An 18,576-nucleotide genomic window follows, 5' to 3' on the forward strand; every position below is an offset into this window, starting at 1 on the left:
TTTTATAATGGGTGTTAAAACATGCCGAGGCTTGCCAAAGAACTGTCTGCCATAGAGGTCAAGCGGCTCAAGCATAGCGGGGGCCGTGGCAGCGACATGACCGCTGTCGGCGGCGTGTCGGGCCTCTATATGCAACTGCTGCCTACAGGTGGTAGGACATGGGTGCTGCGAACCAAGGTAGGACTCAAGTCCCGCGACATAGGGCTGGGCGGTTATCCCGAGGTGAGCTTGGCTATGGCGCGTGAACGCGCGCGTGAGGCCAAAGACAAGATACGGCAGGGTGTGGACCCTGTGGAGGAACGCAAGGCGGCGCGGGCTGCCCTAATAGCGGCCCACAGACGGGGGCTGACCTTTGGGGATGCTATCGGGAAATACGCGGAAGCCAAGCTGACGAATGTCGGCGATAGGGACCGCTGGGTGTCCTCGCTTGAACGCTATGCCCGGCCACACGTTGGCGACATGCTGGTGCAAGACATTGCCGTGCAGGACGTGCTTCGTGTCCTTGAACCCATCTGGACGAGCAAGACGGACACGGCAACGCGCGTTCGCGCCCGGATGGAAGCTGTGCTGTCGTGGGCCACCGTGGCGGGGCACCGCACGGGCGACAACCCGGCCCGCTGGGGTGGCAACCTGAAAGAGCTGCTACCTGTCCCGTCCAAGGTAGCCAAGGGCAGCAATCAGCCCGCCCTGGCACTAGCTGACGCACCGGCTTGGTTCGCGGACCTTCGCAAGCGGGAGGGCATGGGTAGCCGAGCCTTGGAGTTCCTCGCGCTTACGGCGGCACGGTCTGGTGAGGTCCGAGGTGCTACCTGGGACGAGATCGACCTTAAAGCGGGCTTGTGGGTCATCCCGGCTGCACGGATGAAAATGGAGCGGGAGCATCGCGTGCCGCTGCCCGCCGCCGCCGTCAAGCTGCTTGAGGCGCTACCCCGATTCGAGGGCAACCCGCTTGTGTTCCCTGCGGCACGGGGCGGTCAGCTTTCCGACATGACGCTATCGGCCACCATGAAGCGGATGCACGAGGCCGAGGTTGAGGCCGAACGCAAGGGGTGGCTGGACTCCCGTAATGGTCGCCCAGCCGTGCCGCATGGCCTGCGCAGCACGTTTCGCGATTGGGCTGCCGAGACGGGCCAGCCACGCGACATGGCCGAGATCGCCTTGGCCCACAATACGGGCAGCGACGTTGAACGGGCTTACCGGCGCAGCGACATGGTTGAGCGCCGCAGAGCGATGATGGCCGAATGGGCCAAATTCTTAGGGGCGGTGTGATGGCAGAATTTCTATTTTGGGAACCTTACAACGACGCGCTGCTGTATGGTGACTTTCGCAAGCTAGCGAAGGCCATCCGCGCGGGCGATCCAAGCATCATGGACCCAAAGGTGCGCGACCTGATAGCGGAACAGCTAATCAATCCACAGAAAGTATCACGCAAGACGCAAGCGCGCGATGGTTGGCCGTATGCAGCGCGTGTGATGCTGCTGGCTTCCGAGCCAAGTATGACGGAATATAAAGCGATAGCAATCGTGCTGGCTGAAAACCCGGCCTTGAACGAGAAAACTTTAGAAGGCTGGGTGCGGTCATACAAGCAGGCGCGCACAGCACATCAACAAACTATACAAGAAAATCAGTAACCTTAGCAACTTGCAAGTAGTAAAGGTTAATTAACCCAAATAAACCCGTAACAATGGCCCTAGGTAAATAAAACCGTAGGAGCCAACAATGAAATATCTATCCGTTAAGGATCTTGCGATCAGATTCGGGGTGTCGATTCAGACTATCTGGGTCTGGTCGGGTGACGGCCCTTATTGCATCAAGGGCTTCCCCAAGCCGGTAAAGCTGGGTCCGCAGGTCGTGCGCTGGAAGTTGGATGACGTTGAGGCCTGGGAAGCCTCGCGGGAGTCGGCAGCATGAGCGATTCTGATAAAAATCAATGGGCGTTCCAGAACCTCGAAGCAGTTCATCAGGATACCCGCGACTTCTTCGCGGATAACCCTGATCGTATCCTATACCTCCGGCAGTCGTTCATGGAAGAAGACGCCCTGTTTGATCGCCAGGAGCGCGTCGGAGAAATTTGGGCATTGGTATTGCAGATCGGGCCTCGGTGTTTCTTGACTCGGTATCTGACGGACCCCGCTGGGATGTGGGACAGTGGCTTCGACATGGACGATGATTTGGTTCTCGCCGTTATGTGGGAACGCCAAGATGAACTGTGCATCCAGCGCGGTTTACTGCCATCTCCCTATACACTGGCTGACCTGATCGTGCGAAAATCGGTGAGGATGGTTTATCTGCGCAGCCTCCAATAGCCCGCCCCACACGTGCGGGGCCGCCCAAGCGGCCCGCCAGCCACCATACCGCCACTCCTACACCCGCCAGCCGTTAGCCTACCCTAGCGGGCAAATACGGCCACTTACAAATAGAGCCACCAAATGAACGATATGACCATAGGTCTTTCGACAAACGGGCAGGCTGCGATTAGTTACGCAAAGCTCGGCTTACACGTTTTTCCATGCGTTCCGAATGAAAAACGTCCTATGACACCAAACGGGCAATTGGATGCAACTACCGACTTGGAGAAAATCCGGCAGTGGTGGACTCATGCGCCATACGCCAATATCGGGCTTTACTTGAAGCCGTCCGGGTTGGTCGCTGTCGATCCTGACCTTTACAAGCCGGACTGCCAATGGGAGCCGTTCATTGAGGGTAAAGAAATCCCGCAGACATGGGTCCAGGATTCGCCCCAGGGTGGGCGGCATTACATCTTCCGCGCCGATCCTAATGCGACCTATGCTGGCAAGCTGTGCCAGGGCGTTGACGTGAAGTGGGACGGATACATCCTGCTGGCCCCTTCGGTGGTGAATGGGAAGCCATACACTACCGTGGAAGGACGCTATCTAGCCACCGCCCCGGTGTGGGTAGCTAGCGCCCAGCGCGTCTCAGCCGAGCCGTTTGACCGTGCTACCTTGACGGCGGGCGGTAAGCCCATCCCTGACCGCTCAGAACACTTCTACGGCGCAGTCGGCAAGTTGAAGGATGCCGGGCTTAGCATCGACGCAGCCGAGTCAGCCTTGCGCACAGACCCTTTTACCTATGGTGCCGACAAATACCTCGGAAGCGGGCGCGACTACCTGCGGCGCGAATTGGAGCGAGCATGGGGCAAGCTGGACAGCCCAGCCCCACAGGTGGGGCGTCCAGCCTTCCAACTACGCTTAGCGGGGGAGTGGGAGGCAACCGACCCTGTGTGGTTGATTGACGGGTTCATCGAGGTGGGAGCCTTGGGGTTGCTGTTCGGCGACCCCGGCGTCGGCAAGTCGTTCCTCGCCATCGATTGGGCCTATTGCGTGGCAACCGGCACGGAGTTCATGGGGCGAGCAGTCAAGCAAGGCACCGTGGTTTATGTGGCTGGCGAAGGGCACCGGGGGTTTGGCCGCCGCCGCGAGGCATGGGGGCAGCACCACGGGGAAGATACACTGACCGCGCCAGTTTACCTGTCACACGGCCCTGCCGACATGCTTGGCGCAGTTGCCGAGGTAAAGGCCGCTATTGCCGCCCTGCCGCAGCCGCCAGCGTTAATCGTGTTCGACACGTTGGCGCGGAATTTCGGCGGGGGCGACGAGAACAGCACCAAGGACATGACAGCATTTATAGCTGCCGTGGACCAGTTGAAGGCGGCATACCCGGATTGCACGGTGCTGATCGTGCATCATTCAGGCCATGCCGAAAAGCAGCGGGCACGGGGTGCAATGGCGCTCAAGGGTGCGGTGGATACAGAATACCGCCTTGATGCGTCACCTGCGGGATTGGTCCTCGCCAACACCAAGATGAAAGACGACCAACCGCCCGATGCCCTGCACATGCAGTTGCAGCCCACAGGTAAGAGTGCGGTGCTGGTCGAGGGTGATGCCCCGGTAGCAGGAGTGAGTGAACAGCAGCGCATGGGCTTGGATACACTCATGGCTGTCCTGGTCGAAATGCAGCATCCCGGCGATAACACCCTCATTCCCACAGAGGTGTGGCGACAACGCTTTTATGATGGGATGGGTGATAAGACGCCCAATGCTAAAAGGCAGGCATTCAATCGCGTCTGCAAATCGCTTATGGATAGTGGATCAATAAACAAATGCGGAGACAGCTATCAGATAATGCCTACCCTTACTTCCCGTTTAACTATCATGAAAGCAGCAAGAAAGGTTGGCACGGTTTAGTATGGTTTGGGAAGAGCGTTACATGCGTTACATAGCGTTACATTTGCCATGTGTAACGCGTTACACGCGTTACATACCCCATAGGGGTGTAACGCGTAACGCAACGGCCCCCGTTACAACGGTAAGCGTTACATAGATCAAATATTTAATAACAGTTTTTATTTACGAGATAACATAAAGCACCTTGAGAATTAAATAATGGTGGTTATTTTATAATGTGAACCACCGCACGGGCGTAATGCCATGACAATTAATCACATCTCAATCAACAATTCAAAATCGGTTCGTCATTGCGACCGATATTTGGTCCCAATGACCCCTGAGGGGTTGGGGGGTTGCCCACGTAGTGGGGGGTTTTCTTTTCGCGCGTTCCCTCAATGGAGGGCGAGCCGGTGAAGACGAATAAAAGGGCGGTTATTGCCCCACCCCCACCACCCTCGTTTTTTACCCCTGTGGGGGGTGTTGGTGTTGGGGGTGTGGTTGGGGTAGGTATTGGGGTTACCGGGGGTGTAGGCCCCACCCCAGCGCCCCTACGGCCCCATTGTGGTAACACCTTTACCCTACCAACCGGCACGGCGGCCGAGCGCGCCATAGTATTCCTTGAAAGTTTGCGTATTCCCGAGGGGCCTAAGGCTGGCGACCCGATGCGCCTTGCGCCATTCCAGCGTCAATTCGTTGAAGGCGCTTTGGACCCGGCCAATAACGTCGCCATTCTTAGCATCGGGCGAGGCAATGCGAAAACGGCCCTGTCAGGCGGCCTTGCGCTGGGTGCCCTGCTCGGTGTGTGGGACGACCAGCCCAGGCGCGAAATCCTGCTGGCAGCGCGGACGCGCGATCAGGCACAAATTGCTTGGAACTTCGCTGTGGGGTTTTTGCAGACATTGCCCGAGGCAATTCAGGCCAAGGTCATTATCCGCCGTTCGCCCCGGCTTGAATTGGAGGTGCGGGACGAAACCGGCCCCCACATGCTTCGTGCGATTTCGGCAGACGGTAAGACCGCGCTGGGTTCTGCGCCGACGCTGGTGCTTATGGACGAGCGCGGGCACTGGCCGTTGGACCGGGGCGACGATCTGGAACACGCGCTGCTGTCGGGCTTGGGCAAGCGCGGCGGCAAGGCGCTGATTATTTCGACCTCGGCCAGCACCGACACGCACCCGTTCAGCCAATGGCTCGATAATCCCCAGCCCGGCGTCTATATTCAAGAGCACCGCCCACCGCCCGGCCTTCCTGTGGATGATCTGGAAAGCCTGCGCATCGCCAACCCAGGCGCGGAGGCCGGTATCGGTTCCAGCCTCGAATGGCTGCAAGGGCAAGCCCGGCGCGCTGCGGCGCAGGGCGGGTCCACGCTGACCAGCTTCCGCCTCTACAACCGGAATGAACGTGTTTCCGGCGAGGCGCGCGACGTATTACTGACGGTTGACGAATGGCAGCATTGCGAAACCACCGATCTGCCGCCGCGTGAGGGTGAGTGCATCATCGGCATCGACCTCGGCGGCTCGGCCTCCATGTCGGCGGTGGCCTTTTACTGGCCTGCCACAGGGCGGCTTGAAACCCTCGGCACCTTCCCCAGCAGCCCGACGCTTGCGGAGCGCGGGGCGGCGGATGGCGTCAGTGGGCGCTACGTCGAAATGGAGAACCGGGGCGAGTTGAATACGCTGGGCGACAAGACTGTGCCCGTCGCCCTGTGGCTGTCCGAACTGATGAAGCAGGTGGAGGGCGAAAACGTCGCTGCCATCACCGCTGACCGCTACAAGCAAAGCGAACTGGCCGAGGCGATGGACCGCGCTGGCGTGCGCACCCCTGTGGTGTGGCGTGGACAAGGGTTCCGCGACGGGGGTGAGGACTGCGAACGCTTCCAGCGTGCTGCCTATGACGGCAAGGTCAAATCCCGCCCCTCGCTGCTCCTACGCTCGGCCTTCGCCGATGCCGTGGTTCTGCGCGACCCGGCCAACAACCTGAAACTTGCCAAGGCCCGCAGCACGGGACGCATCGACGCTGTTTCCGCAACCGTGCTGGCCGTTGCCGAGGGAGCGCGGCGCATGGGCCGCCCGACCAAGAACGCGAGGACGGCAAGATGGCTATGAAGTGGGAACGCCATTCCGCCGCTGTCATCCGGTCGGCCCGCTGGAAGGGCGTGCGGCTGCAAGCCAAGCGCCGGGACGGCTGGAAGTGCGTGCAATGCAGCGCACGCGGGCGGCTAGAGGTGGATCATATCAAACCCGTCAGGACGCACCCGGAACTGTCCTACGACCTGACCAACCTGCAAACCCTGTGCCCCTCCTGTCATTCGCGCAAGACGCGGATCGAGGTCGGCATGGGCGAAAGGAACCCCAGGCGCGAGGCGTGGGGTGAGGCCGTCGCAGCAATGATGCCAGCGGCGAAACGAGGCAAGCATACAGGAGACCGAAATGCTTGATTCAGTGAAGATCGCACGGCGGCAAAGCGAAATTCGCCAGCAACTTGCCGGGCTTGTCGGCAAGGACAAGCCTACCGAAGACGAAACCCGCTCCATGGAAACGCTGGACGGGGAATACCGCACCAACGAAACCCGGTATCGCGCGGCGCTGGTCGCCGAGGATCAGGAACGGCGCGAGGCCGGGGCCGATCTGGAAACCCGCTCCGACCGCGAGTTTGCCGAACTGACCAGCCGCTTTGAACTGCGCCAGGTTGCCTTGTCGCTGGACGAGGGCCGGGCGCTGTCGGGCGCGACTGCCGAGGTGGTGGAGGAACTGCGCAGCAAGGGCGGCTATCAGGGCATCCCGGTGCCGCTGGCTGCGCTGGAAACCCGCGCCGGGGAAACCGTCGCGGCTGACCAGATCAACCCCAAGGTCATCCGCCCCATCATCGACCGCATCTTCCCCGGCAGTGTGGCCGAGCGGCTGGGCATCCAGCGCATCAACATCGCGCAGGGCGAACTTGCCTTCCCTGTGGCAACGGCGGGCGCGGTGTTCGGCTGGCAGACGAACGAACTGGCGAACGTGGGCGCAGCATCACCGTTCAAGACCACGGAGCGCAGCTTGACCCCCGACCACACGGGGGGCGCACAGATGGTCATCAGCCGCAAGGCGCTGAAGCAGGCGGGGGACGGGCTGGAACAGGCCATCCGGCGCGATATGAACGCGGTGATCGGCGCGGAACTGGACCGTGTGGTCATCAACGGCAGCGGGGCGGCAGGCCAGCCGCTGGGCATCATCCCCGGCGCTGCGGCCTACGGCATCGCCTCCACTTCTGTGGGCGATACCGCATCGTGGGCGGCCTTCCGGGCGCAGATTGTTGCCTTCATGCAGGCCAACGCAATCACCTCGGCCAGCCAGATCAACCTGGGCTTTGCCCCGACCATCTGGGCCGAACTGGATGACGCCCTAGTCGGTGGCACTGCAACGAGCGAATGGGACCGGCTGACCAAGCAAGTCGGCAGCCCCGCTATCAGCAACACGATCCCGCTGGAAACCGCCATCATGACGGCAACCGTGCAGGGCATCGCGCCGGGCTACCTTGGCATCTACGGCGGCGTGGACCTGATCCGCGACCCCTACACCAAGGCACAGTCGGGGCAGTTGGTGCTGACCGGCCTTGTGACGGCAGACTTTACCGCCCCGCGTGGGATGCAGACCCGCATCCTCACCGGCATCGGGGCACCCTGATGCTTTGGGGCGGTCATAGCGGCGGGCTTGAACTCCGCAAGCGGGCGTCGGGCGCGTTGGCGCTTCATGGCCGCTTCCCATACAACACGGCTGCCGTCCTCTCGGACGGTGGCCGCACCGGGCGCCCCCGCAAGGAAGTGCTTGCGTCCCGCGCCTTTGAATACCGGGTGAAGGATCCGAAAGAGGAAATCCACCTGCTTGTGGGTCACGACTTTGGCCAGCCGTTGGCCAGTAAGTCGGCAGGGACGCTCGATATACGCGACAGCGACGAGGCCTTGACCTTTGAGGCGACCATTTCGCCCGAGATGCAGGAAGTGACTTGGGTGCGCGATGCCATGGCGGCCATGTCTGCCGGGCTGATCGTGGGCCTGTCGCCTGGCTTCCGCATCCCGCCGGAGCGGGCTGTGCCCAACGCCGAAAAGGTCGAGGAAGAAGACCCCGCGCTGGGTATTGCGCTGATCCGCACGATCTATGCGGCGCTGCTTTACGAAATCAGCCTCGTGACCCGCCCGGCCTATCCCGAAACACAGATCGAGGCGCGGAACTGGCAACCCACAGGGGGCGGGGTGCTTCTGCCGGAGACTTCCACTGCGGGCCTTGGCCGCACCCTCAACCGTTGGAGGGCGTGATGCGTCCCGAAATCATGGAAACCATCGAGTCCCGCCCTAATGACTACCCGGACGTGATCGGCATTCCCGAATGGGTATGGCAGCGTATCGAGGCGTATTGCAGCCACCGCTGGACACCCCGAACCGTGACATGGGTGGTATCGGGGTCTGGCCTGTTCCGCCCGCCGCTGACCCCTGCCGTTATCACCAAGGTTGAGGAATGGGACGGCGGCGTGTGGACGGAGCGGCTCGTTGCCGACGAGGTGCGGGACGTGTCGTTGACACGCATCACCGCAACGGTGGGCACCTACGATGACCCGCCCGCAGACGTTATCCAAGCCGCCACGTTGTTGACGGAATACACGGCGGAAAGCGCAACCCGGAAGGGCCATCGGTCCCTAACCACAGGTGATATCACCGTCAGCTTTAACCGCGATCGCCGCGCCATGGCGCAGGCGCTGCAACTGTCTGGCGCGGCCGATCTCCTGCGCCCTTACCGGAGGCCCCGCTGATGTTCGGACTATTCAAACGCAAGGAACCCGAGGTCGAAAAGCGGGCCGTCGCCATGGGCTACACCGCCGACCTTATCGCGGCCCGCCATGAATGGCTGTCGGGAACCTCCGGGGTCGGCGAACTGACCTCTACCGTGCAAAGCTGCGTCTCCCTGTGGGAAGGGGCTTTTGCACTGGCGGACATTGACGGCACCCGACTAATGACCCGCCGCAACCTTGCCATGTTCGCCCGTTCTATCGCCTTGCGCGGCGAGTCGGTGTTCGTCATCCGCGATGACCGGCTGCTGCCCGCCACAGACTGGGACTTGTCCACCCGCGACGGCAGGCCGCGCGCCTACCGCGTCAGTATCTCAGAAGTCGGCGGCGGGAGGTCCGAAACCCTGCTGGCCGCCGAGGTGCTGCACGTCGCAGTCGGCAGTTCGCCCGCTGCCCCCTGGGCTGGCACCTCCCCTTTGCACAGGGCCAGCTTGTCGGCAGGGCTGTTGCAGGCGGTGGAGACTGCGCTGTCTGAAGTTTACCGCGAGGCTCCCATCGGTAGCCAGATCGTGCCGTTCCCCGAAACGCACGAGGACGACTTGGCCAGCCTGTCGCGTGACTTCCGCGGGCGTCGTGGCCGCGTGCTGATGCGCGAGTCCGTCCATGTTTCGGCGGCGGGCGGCCCTGCCCCGGCCCAGGACTGGAGGCCCGCCAGCATGACGCCCGACATCAGCGGCGTGCGGCCCGGCGAGTCGCTGCAAGCGGCGCGGGCGGGGGTGCTAAGCGCCTATGGCGTGCTGCCCGCCCTGTTTGCTGATTCGGCACAAGGGCCGCTGGTGCGTGAGGCCCAGCGCCACCTGTGCCAGTGGACGTTGCAACCGCTGGCCATGCTGCTGGCGGAGGAAGCCACAGAGAAGTTGGGGGTGCCCGTGCAGATCGACACCCTGCGCCCGGTCCAAGCCTTCGACGTGGGCGGGCGGTCCCGTGCGCTGTCGGCCATCCTCGATGCCATGGCACGAGCCAAGGAAGCCGGGCTTTCCGACGCCGAGGTCAACGCGGCACTGACACAAGTGAATTGGGGGCCGAACGACAACGCGGCCTGATGAGCTAGGGTTGGCGCACCTGTGGGGTCGGTGGTTCTTCCCCTCCAACGCGCTGGGACAAGTCGGTAAGTGTCCCGCCACACGGCAAACAACACCGACAGGCGCGGCCCCTTCCACTCCATCGTTGAGGGGCGCGGTGCTGGAACCGAGGGTGTGGTTGTTCCTCCCCACACCCTCGGTTTTACTTTTATGGGTGTGTGTATGGGTGCGAAAAACTGATTTCAGTTTTATTTAATAAAAACAGTGCTTTAGTAGGGAAAATGGTGGGCGACCCTGGAATCGAACCAGGCATGGGTCTCCCCGGCGGAGTTACAGTCCGCTGCCGCACCTTGCAGCACGTCGCCCGCCGAACGCTTTCGGCGTGGGGGCGTCATTAGCGGGCGCGGCAGGGGGCGTCAAGCGGATTTCCGGGCCTTGCGCCCCATGCGCCTTGCGCGCCATGAAGGGGCAAGGCCGAAAGGATGACAGGCATGGCAGAACAACCGGGAAAGTCCAGGAAACCCGACTGGGTGATCGACAAGGAACGGGCGCGCCGCGCGGCGGCTGCGGAAACGGTGTGGCTGTTCGGGCTGCACGCCGTGCGCGACGCGCTGGCCAATCCCCGGCGCGACAAGCTGCGGCTGGTGGTCACGCAAAACGCCGTGGACCGGCTGGGCGACCTGCACGGGATGGCACCCGAAATTACCGACCCGCGGATCTTTAGCAAGGCCGTCCCCCTGGCGCCCGACAGCGTCCACCAGGGCGCCGCGCTGGAGGTGAAGCCGCTTAAATGGGGCGGGCTGAGCGATGTCGTCCTGCGCGAGGCGCCGGGCGAAAGGCGGCCGCTGCTGGTGGCGCTGGACCGGGTCACGGATCCCCACAACATCGGCGCCATCCTGCGTTCGGCCGAGGTGTTCGGCGCCCGCGCGGTGATCGCGCCGGCCCGCCATTCCGCGCCGGAAACGGGCGCCTTGGCCAAGACCGCCTCGGGCGCGCTGGAACGCCAGCCCTATCTGCGCGTGCCGAACCTGGCCGAGGCGCTGTCGCAACTCAAGGGCATGGGCTTCATCCTGGTCGGCCTGGACGGCACCGGCGAGGTCCCCCTGCCCGGCCTGCTGGCCACCCTGCCCGGCCGGGCGGTCTGCCTGGTCCTGGGGGCCGAGGGGCCGGGAATGCGCGAACTGACGCTGAAGACCTGCGACCATGTCGCGCGCATCCCCTTTGCAGCGGATTTCGGGTCGCTGAACGTGTCCAATGCCGCGGCGGTGGCGCTTTACGCGGCCAGCATGGCATAAGGGTCACATCACCGCGACAATGACTGTCTCGTGCTTGAGAATCGGGCCTGTCGCTGTCAATGAGGCGTCTTGCCGCCACCACCGCCCGTTTCATGAAACCCCTGCTTCTTTCGCTGTTCCTGCTGTCGGTTCCTGCCCTGCCGGCCCTTGCCGAGGACTGGGCCATCGACGGATTCGATGCCGTGGGCCTTCTGGAAAGCGGCAGGCCCGTTCCGGGGCGGGGCGACATCGCGACGATCTGGAAGGGCAAGGTCTGGCACTTCGCCACCGAGGAAAACCGCAACCGCTTCGAGTCCGATCCGCGCAGCTTTGCCCCCGCCTTCGGCGGGCTGTGCCCCGTCGCCCTGGCCCAGGGGCGGCGCGTGCGGGGCAACCCGCGGCACTTCGTGATCATCGGGAACCGGCTTTACCTGGTGGGTTCGGATCGGTCGGCCCAAGAACTGCGGCGCACGCCGCAGGACATCCTGGCCCGTGCCCGCCACATCTGGGACCAGTGACGGGGCACCCTGTCCGGCATAATCACGAAGTCGCGATCCCTCTGGAACTTTTCGGGGCTGTTGCACATTTACCCTTTGGAACATGACCTCGGAACCGTCATGTTCAGATCACTGTCCCTCGTTCCGCGACTTGCGCCCGGCCAGCAAACTGGACCGGGCGCCTTTTCTATGTAATGGTTCCACAACTTTTGGACGAGGAGGGGAGGCCCGTCATGGAAGTCGATTTCGAGGACGACGAGGATATTGCCCGCATTGCCCGCACCATGAAGGTGATCGCGGTGGTGGGACTGTCGCCGAACGAGGCGCGCCCCAGCTGGGGGGTGGCGCGCTATCTCCAGGCCAATGGCTACCGCATCATTCCCGTCAATCCCGGTCACGCCGGCAACCGGATCCTGGGCGAGACGGTTTATGCCAGCCTGTCCGACATCCCCAAGTCGGCCGGGGTGCAGATGGTGGACATCTTCCGTCGCCCGGACGCCGTGGGTCCGATCGTGGACGAGGCCTTGCAGCATCTTCCCGACCTGCAGTCGATCTGGCTGCAGCTGGGGATCAGGAACGATGGGGCCGCGGCGCGGGCGCGCGCCAGGGGCATCACCGTCATCCAGGACCGCTGCCCCAAGATCGAGTTTCCCCGTCACCTGTGATCGGCATCCAGGCAAAAGGCCCCGGCATTGCCGGGGCCTTGTCCGTCATTGCGCCTCGGCGGTTTGCAGCAGGTCCGTGATCCGCCGGATGGCGGCGCGGCGGTTTTCGCGCACGTCGCCGTCCTGGCGCACCTGCGGGAACTGTTCGCCGTAACCCTGCACGACCAGGTTTTCCGGCGGGACCTGGAAATATTCGGTCAGCGCCAGCGCCACCGATTCGGCGCGGCGGTCGGACAACGCCAGGTTGGCCGCGTCCGAGCCGACAAGGTCCGTGTGCCCTTCGATCAGGAAGACCTCGCGCGGGTTCTCGGCAATGGCGTCCTGGATGACGCTGCCCAGCGTCGAAAGCTGCCGCGCCTGGTCCGGGGAAATCGCGGCCGATCCGCTGTCGAAGGTGATCGCGTCGATATTGACCGGCGCGGCCAGAGAGCGGACCTCGGGGATGCTGCGCACCTGGCCCAGGGTAAAGCGGCGGTCGGTATCGACCTCGCGCCGCAGGGCCTCGCGCAGGGCGGCCTCGTCCTGGTAGATGCCGGGGGTGGCGGCCGGGGCCGGGGCGGGCAGCGTGGCGATGTCCACGGGTTCCACGGCGGCGGTGTCGTCGATCAGCCGGGTTTGCGTGCCGTCGGGCGACACCAGCGTGCGGCGCAGCACCCGCAGGTCGGCGTCGCGGATGGTGACGACGCGGCTGCCATCGGCCCGCGTCACCACGGTGCGCGACGATCCGTCGTCGAAGTTCTCGGTCGCCACCGTCGATCCCGGCTGGCGCAGCAGGGCCGTGTCGTCCTTGATCAGTTCCTGGCTGCCATCGGCGCGCGTCACCACCACCCGGTCGGGCGCAGACAACGCGACCTGGCGGTTGTTGTTGAGATAGCTGCCCACCGCGACCGCGCCCAGACCCAGCAGCAGCGCCTTGGCCAGGTCGTTGTCGTCATTGTCTTCATCGTTGTTCCGGGCCTGCCGGGGGGCCTGGGGCTGCACGGCCTCGCGCAGGCTGGTCGCGAAATCCTCGTCCGAGGAACGGCTGTTTTCCCTGGTGATCCGCTGTTCGACCACTTCGCCCCGGCTGTCCTCGTTCAGCGCGGCGGCGGGGGCGGCGCGGGTTTCCCGGGCGGCTTCGCGGGAAGCCTCGCTTTGGCGGGCTTGTTGCGGCGCGCGCTCGCCCGCGCGTTGCGGCCTGCCCTGGCCTTCGGTTGTCACGTTGCGCTGCCGCTGGTCGCGTTCCAGTTTTTCCCGCAGCGTCCGCTCGTCGGGGGTCTCGCCCGGGACCGGCGCGGCTGGTTGGGCCGCTTGCCGGCGCGGGGCATTGTCCCCGGCGGCAGGGGGCTGGCCGGCCCGCCGTTCCCTGTCCGGCGCCTGCGCCCGGGGATCGCCGCCGCCCGCGCGCTGCGGGCGTTGTTCGTCGCGGGGTTCCGGCGCGGGGGTTGCCTGCTGCCGGCGCGGCGCGGGGCGTTCGGCCTGCCCGTCGCGCGCGGCCCCGGCGGGGCGTTCCCCGTTCTGCTGGCGCGCCGCTTGCTCGGGGCGCTCGCGGTTCTGGCGGCGGGCGGGTTCCTCGGGGCGTTCGGCCTGGCCACGTTCGGTGGCCTCTTCCCCGGCGGACTGGCGGGCGGCGCGATCGCGGGCACGCTGCGGCTTTTCCTCCTGCTGGGCGGCACGGCCTTCGGCGCTGTCGGCGGGACGCTGCCGCTGCTGTTCGCGGGCGGCCTGGGCGGGGCGTTCCGCCCGGTCCGGCTTGGCTTGGGCCGCTTCAGGTTGCTGGCGTTCGGGGCGCGGCTGGCGCTCGGCCCGCTGCGGCGCGGGTTCTGCGGGTTCGGCACGCTGGCGCTGCGGCTTCGGCGCGGCCTGGGCGGCGGGGGGTTGCCCGGGCGGCACGGCAGGCTGGGCCTGCGCAAGCTGCGGCACCAGCAGCGACAGGCAGGCCGCGATGGCGGTGGTGTTGTGGATGATCCGGCGCATGGGGACTCCTCTCCCTCGGACGGTTTCTGCGTTGCCAACTTAACAGGCAAACAAACCGCCAAGTTCCAAACGCTTGCGTGACCCTGCCGTGATGGGCGGGAAAGCCCCCGGAACGGTAAAGGGCGCGGTCCCTGCCGCGCCCTTGCCAAGTCCTTCTATTTGCAGGGATCAGACCCCGTCGCCCACGAAAGCTTTTTCCACCACGAATTCCCGCGGTTCGGAATTGGCCCCCTCGTGCAGGCCGAAACCTTCCAGCACGGCCTTCACATCGACGTTGAAGGCCAGGCTGCCGCAGACCATGGCGCGATCCGTCTCCGGGCTGATCGGCGGCAGGCCCAAGTCGGCAAACACCTTGCCCGAGGTCATGTTGTCCGTGATCCGGCCCATGCGCGGGGATTCTTCGCGTGTGGTGGTCGGGTAATAGACCAGGCGGTTGGCGAAATCCTCGCCATAGATCTCGCCCAGCAGGGGGTCGTGGCGCAGGTTCTCGACCAGCTCGCGGCCATAGGCCAGTTCGTCCGCCGTGCGGCAGGTGTGCATCATCACGACCTGCTCGTACCGTTCATAGGTTTCGGGGTCGCGCATCAGCGAGGCGAAGGGCGCGATGCCGGTGCCGGTCGCCAGGAACCACAGCCGCTTGCCCGGCAGCAGCGCGTCCAGCACCAGCGTGCCCACGGGCTTGGGGCGCAGGATGATCTCATCCCCCGGCTGGATGTGCTGCAATTTCGAGGTCAGCGGCCCGTCCGGCACCTTGATCGAGTAAAACTCCAGTTCCTCGTCCCAGTTGGGCGAGGCGATGGAATAGGCGCGCAGCAAGGGTTTTCCGTTGTCGCCCAGCAGGCCGATCATCACGAATTCGCCCGACCGGAAGCGCAGGGACGCGGGGCGCGTCACGCGAAAGGAAAACAGGCTGTCCGTCCAGTGCCTGACCGCCGTGACGGTCTGCGCGTCGGGAAGCGTCTTCGGGGCGGTCTTGGGGGCGGCGTCGGCCACGGGGATGTCCAGCGTCATGGGATTTCCTGTGTTCTAGTCGATGCGGCGGCAGGGCGAAAGCCCCTCAGCCCGCCAGCTTGGCGCGGTGGTCATGGGCCTGCCAGTCGGCCCGCGCGATCCATTGTTCGGCAGGCTGGCGGGCGGCGATGTCGGGGGCGACCTCGACCTCGTCAAAGCCCACGCGGCGGGCCATGGCGTATTGGTCGGCGATCAGCCGCCCCGAGGCGCGCAGGCGGCCCTTGAAGCCCATCTCGCGCAGGCGGCGCGCCAGCGAAAAGCCGCGCCCGTCGCTGAAGGACGGAAAGTCGATGGCGAGGAGGTCGCGGTCCAGATGCTGGGCCAGATCGGCCAGTGGCGTGTCGGGGGCCAGGGTTTCCTCGGCCTCCTGGACCAGCGGGTGGAAGCCGTCGTCGCGCGCGATGACGCGTTCGCTGTTCAGTCGTTCGGTCATGCCGGAACCTTTCCGCGGACGATCTTGCCGCCAATGAAGTGGATGCCGCATTCGGTCTTGTCGCTGCCCCGCCAGCGGCCCGCGCGCGGATCCTCGCCCGGTTTCACCGGCGAGGTGCAGGGCGCGCAGCCGATGGACGGATAACCGCGCGCGACCAGCGGATGGCGCGGCAGGTTGTTTTCCACCATGTAGTCCTGCACGTCCTCGGCCCGCCAGTGGGCCAGCGGGTTGATGCGCAGGCGCGAGGGGGGTTCGGGTTCAAAGAACTCCAGCGCGGCGCGATCAGAGTTCTGGAACCGCTTGCGGCCCGTGATCCAGGCGTCGTAACCCGACAGCGCACCTTCCAGCGGCACCGTCTTGCGCAGGTCGCAGCAGGCATTGGCATTGAATTGGTGCAGCGTCCCGTCGGGATCCTGGCGCGCGACCTGGGCCGGATCGGCGCGGATCACCTGGACGTTGGTCAGGCCCAACTTGGCCGACACCTCGCGCTGGTATTCCAGCGTTTCGGGGAACAGCATCTGCGTGTCGATGAACAGCACCGGCAGGCCGGGCGCCGCCCGGCTGACCATGTGCAGCAGCACCACCGATTCCGCGCCGAAGGACGACACCAGCGCCACTCGCCCCAGGTCGGGGTCGGACACGGCGCGGCGCAGAACCTCGGTCGCGGCATGGTGGCGATAGCGGTCGTTCAACCGCGCGGCGCGGCTGTCCAAGGTGTCGTCAAGCATGGGCAGGCTCGGGGTAGAGCGCGGCCTTGAACGGGGCGGGGCCAAGCCTGCGATAGGCGTCGATGAAGCGTTCGGACGCGTCCGCACGAACCTCCAGATAGGCGCGCAGCAGGCGGTCGATGGCGGGCACGACCTGATCGTAGGGGAAGCCCGCCCCGGCGCGTTCGCCGATGGCCGGGATGTCGTAGCCGTCGCCGCCCAGCGTGATCTGATAGTTTTCCACCCCCGCCCGATCCAGGCCCAGGATGCCGATATGGCCCAAGTGGTGATGCCCGCAGGCGTTGATGCAGCCCGAGATGCGGATGTTCAGCTTGCCGATCTCGTCTTCCAGGCCGTTGTTCTTGAAATGCGTCGCGATCTCTTGCGCGATGGGGATGGATCGGGCGGTGGCCAGCGTGCAGTAATCCATGCCCGGGCAGGCAATGATGTCGCTGGTCAGCCCGGCATTGGCGGTGGCAAGCCCGGCCCCCTGCAGCGCCGCATAGACGGCGGGCAGGTCCGACTTGTGGACATGGGGCAGCACGACGTTCTGGTCATGGCTGATGCGCAGGTCGGCATGGCCATACCGTTCGGCCAGATCGGCCAGCAGGCGCATCTGGTCCGCACTGGCGTCGCCCGGCGTTTCGCCAGGCGTCTTGAAGGTGACGATCACGCTGGCATAGCCGTCCACCTTGTGCGGATGCAGGTTGGTGTCGGTCCAGCTGCGGAAGGCGCCGTTCCGCGCCCGCTCGGCCTCATACCCGTCAACCGGCGCGTTGCGGAAGGCGGGGGCGGCAAAGCGGTCGCGGAAGATCGCCAGCGCCTCGCGGTCGGCGCCGTGGAAGTCGCGGCGGCGGTTGAGGAATTCTTCCTCGACCTCGGCCTTGAAGACATCCAAGCCGCGTTCGTGGACGGTGATCTTGATGCGCGCCTTGTACTTGTTGTCGCGCCGGCCCGACAGGTTGTAGGTCGAGATGATCGCCTCGATATAGGCCAGCAGGTCGGCTTCGGGCAGGAAATCGCGGATCACCTTGCCCAGCATGGGCGTGCGGCCGAGGCCCCCGCCGACCCAGACCTCGAACCCCGTCTGGCCGTCCTTCTGGATCAGACGCAAGCCGATGTCATGGGCGGCGACCAGGGCGCGATCGCGCGCGGCGCCGGTGATGGCGATCTTGAACTTGCGCGGCAGGAACTGGAACTCGGCGTGGTCGGTGGACCAGCTGCGCAGCAGCTCCGCATAAGGGCGCGGGTCCATCCATTCGTCGGCGGCCGCCCCCGCGAAGGCGTCGGTCGTCACGTTGCGGATCGTGTTGCCCGAGGTCTGGATGGCGTGCATCCCCACCGAGGCCAGCTTGTCCAGCATGTCGGGGATGTCCACCAGCCGCGGCCAGTTGAACTGGATGTTCTGCCGCGTGGTCCAGTGGCCGTAGCCCTTGTCATAGGTTTCGGCCAGATGCGCCAGCATCCGCATCTGGTCGGGGCTGATCGTGCCGTAGGGAATGGCGATCCGCAGCATGTAGGCGTGCAGTTGCAGATACACGCCGTTCATCAGCCGCAGGGGCCGGAATTCGTCTTCCGTCAGGCTGCCGTCCAGGCGGCGTTCGACCTGGGCGCGGAACTGGGCCGCACGGTGGCGCACATAGTCGGTCTCGACGGGACGAACATCAAACATTGCTGGCCTCGGCTTGCTTTGCAGTCTGGATACCGTGGAAATAGTTGGACGGGCCGCGCTGGCGGAACGCCTCGCGGAAATGGGTCGGTTCGGGACCGTTCGGGCCGCGGCGGGCCTCGACCAGATAGGGGCCGACCACGATGTTGGACTGGCCCACCGCCTTCAGCAGCGCCAGATTGGCGATGGCCTCGTCCTCGAACAGGGTCGCCTGCGCGGGATCGGCGGTCCAGCCATCCTCGCACATCCAGACGTTATGGCCTTCGCGCAGGTCGTTCGCGGTGATGACGCCGGGTTTCGCGGCCGTCGGGACGAAGGCTTTGCTCATGATCGGACC

The 18,576-nt window shown here is 64.7% G+C and carries 20 protein-coding genes and 1 tRNA gene; 14 read left to right on the plus strand and 7 right to left on the minus strand.

Annotation, left to right across the window (positions count from 1 at the left end; all coding sequences use genetic code 11):
* Positions 1 to 21 precede the first annotated feature (21 nt).
* The 11 genes from GIY56_RS06480 (at position 22) to GIY56_RS06530 (ending at position 10,048) form a co-directional block, all read left to right on the plus strand.
* Positions 22 to 1,269, plus strand: coding sequence for a tyrosine-type recombinase/integrase (locus GIY56_RS06480; RefSeq protein WP_154764010.1), 1,248 nt, complete (start codon positions 22 to 24; stop codon positions 1,267 to 1,269).
* On the plus strand, positions 1,269 to 1,631 hold the full coding sequence (locus GIY56_RS06485) for a hypothetical protein (protein ID WP_154764011.1): 363 nt from the start codon (positions 1,269 to 1,271) through the stop codon (positions 1,629 to 1,631). The genes GIY56_RS06480 and GIY56_RS06485 overlap by 1 nt, the downstream gene beginning before the upstream one ends.
* 88 nt (positions 1,632 to 1,719) lie before the next feature.
* Entirely contained in the window at positions 1,720 to 1,911 is a 192-nt protein-coding gene (locus GIY56_RS06490; RefSeq protein WP_154764012.1) for a helix-turn-helix transcriptional regulator, read from the plus strand.
* On the plus strand, positions 1,908 to 2,306 hold the full coding sequence (locus GIY56_RS06495) for a hypothetical protein (protein ID WP_154764013.1): 399 nt from the start codon (positions 1,908 to 1,910) through the stop codon (positions 2,304 to 2,306). The genes GIY56_RS06490 and GIY56_RS06495 overlap by 4 nt, the downstream gene beginning before the upstream one ends.
* 123 nt (positions 2,307 to 2,429) lie before the next feature.
* Entirely contained in the window at positions 2,430 to 4,205 is a 1,776-nt protein-coding gene (locus GIY56_RS06500) for an AAA family ATPase (RefSeq protein WP_154764014.1), read from the plus strand.
* Positions 4,206 to 4,849: 644 nt separating this feature from the next.
* Positions 4,850 to 6,289 carry a terminase TerL endonuclease subunit gene (locus GIY56_RS06505; RefSeq protein ID WP_154764015.1) on the plus strand — a complete coding sequence of 480 codons (1,440 nt, stop codon included), beginning with the start codon at positions 4,850 to 4,852 and terminating at the stop codon, positions 6,287 to 6,289.
* Positions 6,280 to 6,621, plus strand: coding sequence for an HNH endonuclease (locus GIY56_RS06510; protein WP_154764016.1), 342 nt, complete (start codon positions 6,280 to 6,282; stop codon positions 6,619 to 6,621). The genes GIY56_RS06505 and GIY56_RS06510 overlap by 10 nt, the downstream gene beginning before the upstream one ends.
* Positions 6,614 to 7,849 carry a phage major capsid protein gene (locus GIY56_RS06515; protein WP_154764017.1) on the plus strand — a complete coding sequence of 412 codons (1,236 nt, stop codon included), beginning with the start codon at positions 6,614 to 6,616 and terminating at the stop codon, positions 7,847 to 7,849. The genes GIY56_RS06510 and GIY56_RS06515 overlap by 8 nt, the downstream gene beginning before the upstream one ends.
* Complete coding sequence (locus GIY56_RS06520) at positions 7,849 to 8,478, plus strand: HK97 family phage prohead protease (RefSeq protein WP_154764018.1); 630 nt, start codon at positions 7,849 to 7,851, stop codon at positions 8,476 to 8,478. The genes GIY56_RS06515 and GIY56_RS06520 overlap by 1 nt, the downstream gene beginning before the upstream one ends.
* Complete coding sequence (locus tag GIY56_RS06525; protein ID WP_154764019.1) at positions 8,478 to 8,969, plus strand: hypothetical protein; 492 nt, start codon at positions 8,478 to 8,480, stop codon at positions 8,967 to 8,969. The genes GIY56_RS06520 and GIY56_RS06525 overlap by 1 nt, the downstream gene beginning before the upstream one ends.
* Positions 8,969 to 10,048, plus strand: coding sequence for a phage portal protein (locus tag GIY56_RS06530; RefSeq protein ID WP_154764020.1), 1,080 nt, complete (start codon positions 8,969 to 8,971; stop codon positions 10,046 to 10,048). The genes GIY56_RS06525 and GIY56_RS06530 overlap by 1 nt, the downstream gene beginning before the upstream one ends.
* A 261-nt stretch (positions 10,049 to 10,309) precedes the next feature.
* Here GIY56_RS06530 and GIY56_RS06535 read toward each other — a convergent pair.
* Positions 10,310 to 10,393, minus strand: a tRNA-Tyr gene (locus GIY56_RS06535).
* A gap of 125 nt (positions 10,394 to 10,518) precedes the next feature.
* Here GIY56_RS06535 and GIY56_RS06540 point away from each other — a divergent pair.
* From GIY56_RS06540 to GIY56_RS06550, 3 genes are all read left to right on the plus strand, one after another.
* Positions 10,519 to 11,322 carry a TrmH family RNA methyltransferase gene (locus GIY56_RS06540; RefSeq protein ID WP_154764021.1) on the plus strand — a complete coding sequence of 268 codons (804 nt, stop codon included), beginning with the start codon at positions 10,519 to 10,521 and terminating at the stop codon, positions 11,320 to 11,322.
* 92 nt (positions 11,323 to 11,414) lie between these two features.
* On the plus strand, positions 11,415 to 11,819 hold the full coding sequence (locus GIY56_RS06545) for a YHS domain-containing (seleno)protein (protein WP_154764022.1): 405 nt from the start codon (positions 11,415 to 11,417) through the stop codon (positions 11,817 to 11,819).
* 212 nt (positions 11,820 to 12,031) lie between these two features.
* Entirely contained in the window at positions 12,032 to 12,463 is a 432-nt protein-coding gene (locus GIY56_RS06550) for a CoA-binding protein (RefSeq protein ID WP_154764023.1), read from the plus strand.
* Positions 12,464 to 12,508: 45 nt separating this feature from the next.
* Here the strand turns inward: GIY56_RS06550 and GIY56_RS06555 are convergent, their stop codons facing one another.
* The 6 genes from GIY56_RS06555 to GIY56_RS06580 all read right to left on the minus strand — a co-directional run bounded on the left by GIY56_RS06555 (position 12,509) and on the right by GIY56_RS06580 (position 18,567).
* Positions 12,509 to 14,419 (minus strand): OmpA family protein, encoded by a 1,911-nt coding sequence (locus GIY56_RS06555; protein WP_154764024.1) that lies wholly within the window; start codon positions 14,417 to 14,419, stop codon positions 12,509 to 12,511.
* 168 nt (positions 14,420 to 14,587) lie between these two features.
* Positions 14,588 to 15,430 (minus strand): ferredoxin--NADP reductase, encoded by an 843-nt coding sequence (locus tag GIY56_RS06560; RefSeq protein ID WP_154764025.1) that lies wholly within the window; start codon positions 15,428 to 15,430, stop codon positions 14,588 to 14,590.
* A 46-nt stretch (positions 15,431 to 15,476) separates the two neighbouring features.
* On the minus strand, positions 15,477 to 15,863 hold the full coding sequence (locus tag GIY56_RS06565; RefSeq protein ID WP_154764026.1) for a DUF934 domain-containing protein: 387 nt from the start codon (positions 15,861 to 15,863) through the stop codon (positions 15,477 to 15,479).
* The gene (locus GIY56_RS06570) at positions 15,860 to 16,591 is read right to left on the minus strand and encodes a phosphoadenylyl-sulfate reductase (protein ID WP_154764027.1); all 732 of its coding nucleotides are present in this window, start codon (positions 16,589 to 16,591) and stop codon (positions 15,860 to 15,862) included. Before GIY56_RS06570 ends, GIY56_RS06565 begins: the two co-directional genes overlap by 4 nt.
* On the minus strand, positions 16,584 to 18,242 hold the full coding sequence (locus GIY56_RS06575; RefSeq protein WP_154764028.1) for a nitrite/sulfite reductase: 1,659 nt from the start codon (positions 18,240 to 18,242) through the stop codon (positions 16,584 to 16,586). Before GIY56_RS06575 ends, GIY56_RS06570 begins: the two co-directional genes overlap by 8 nt.
* Positions 18,235 to 18,567, minus strand: a complete 333-nt coding sequence (locus GIY56_RS06580) for a DUF2849 domain-containing protein (RefSeq protein ID WP_154764029.1) — start codon at positions 18,565 to 18,567, stop codon at positions 18,235 to 18,237. The genes GIY56_RS06575 and GIY56_RS06580 overlap by 8 nt, the downstream gene beginning before the upstream one ends.
* Between the last annotated feature and the right edge of the window lie 9 nt (positions 18,568 to 18,576).

The sequence above is a fragment of the Paracoccus lichenicola genome (assembly GCF_009708075.1).
Classification (GTDB): domain Bacteria; phylum Pseudomonadota; class Alphaproteobacteria; order Rhodobacterales; family Rhodobacteraceae; genus Paracoccus; species Paracoccus lichenicola.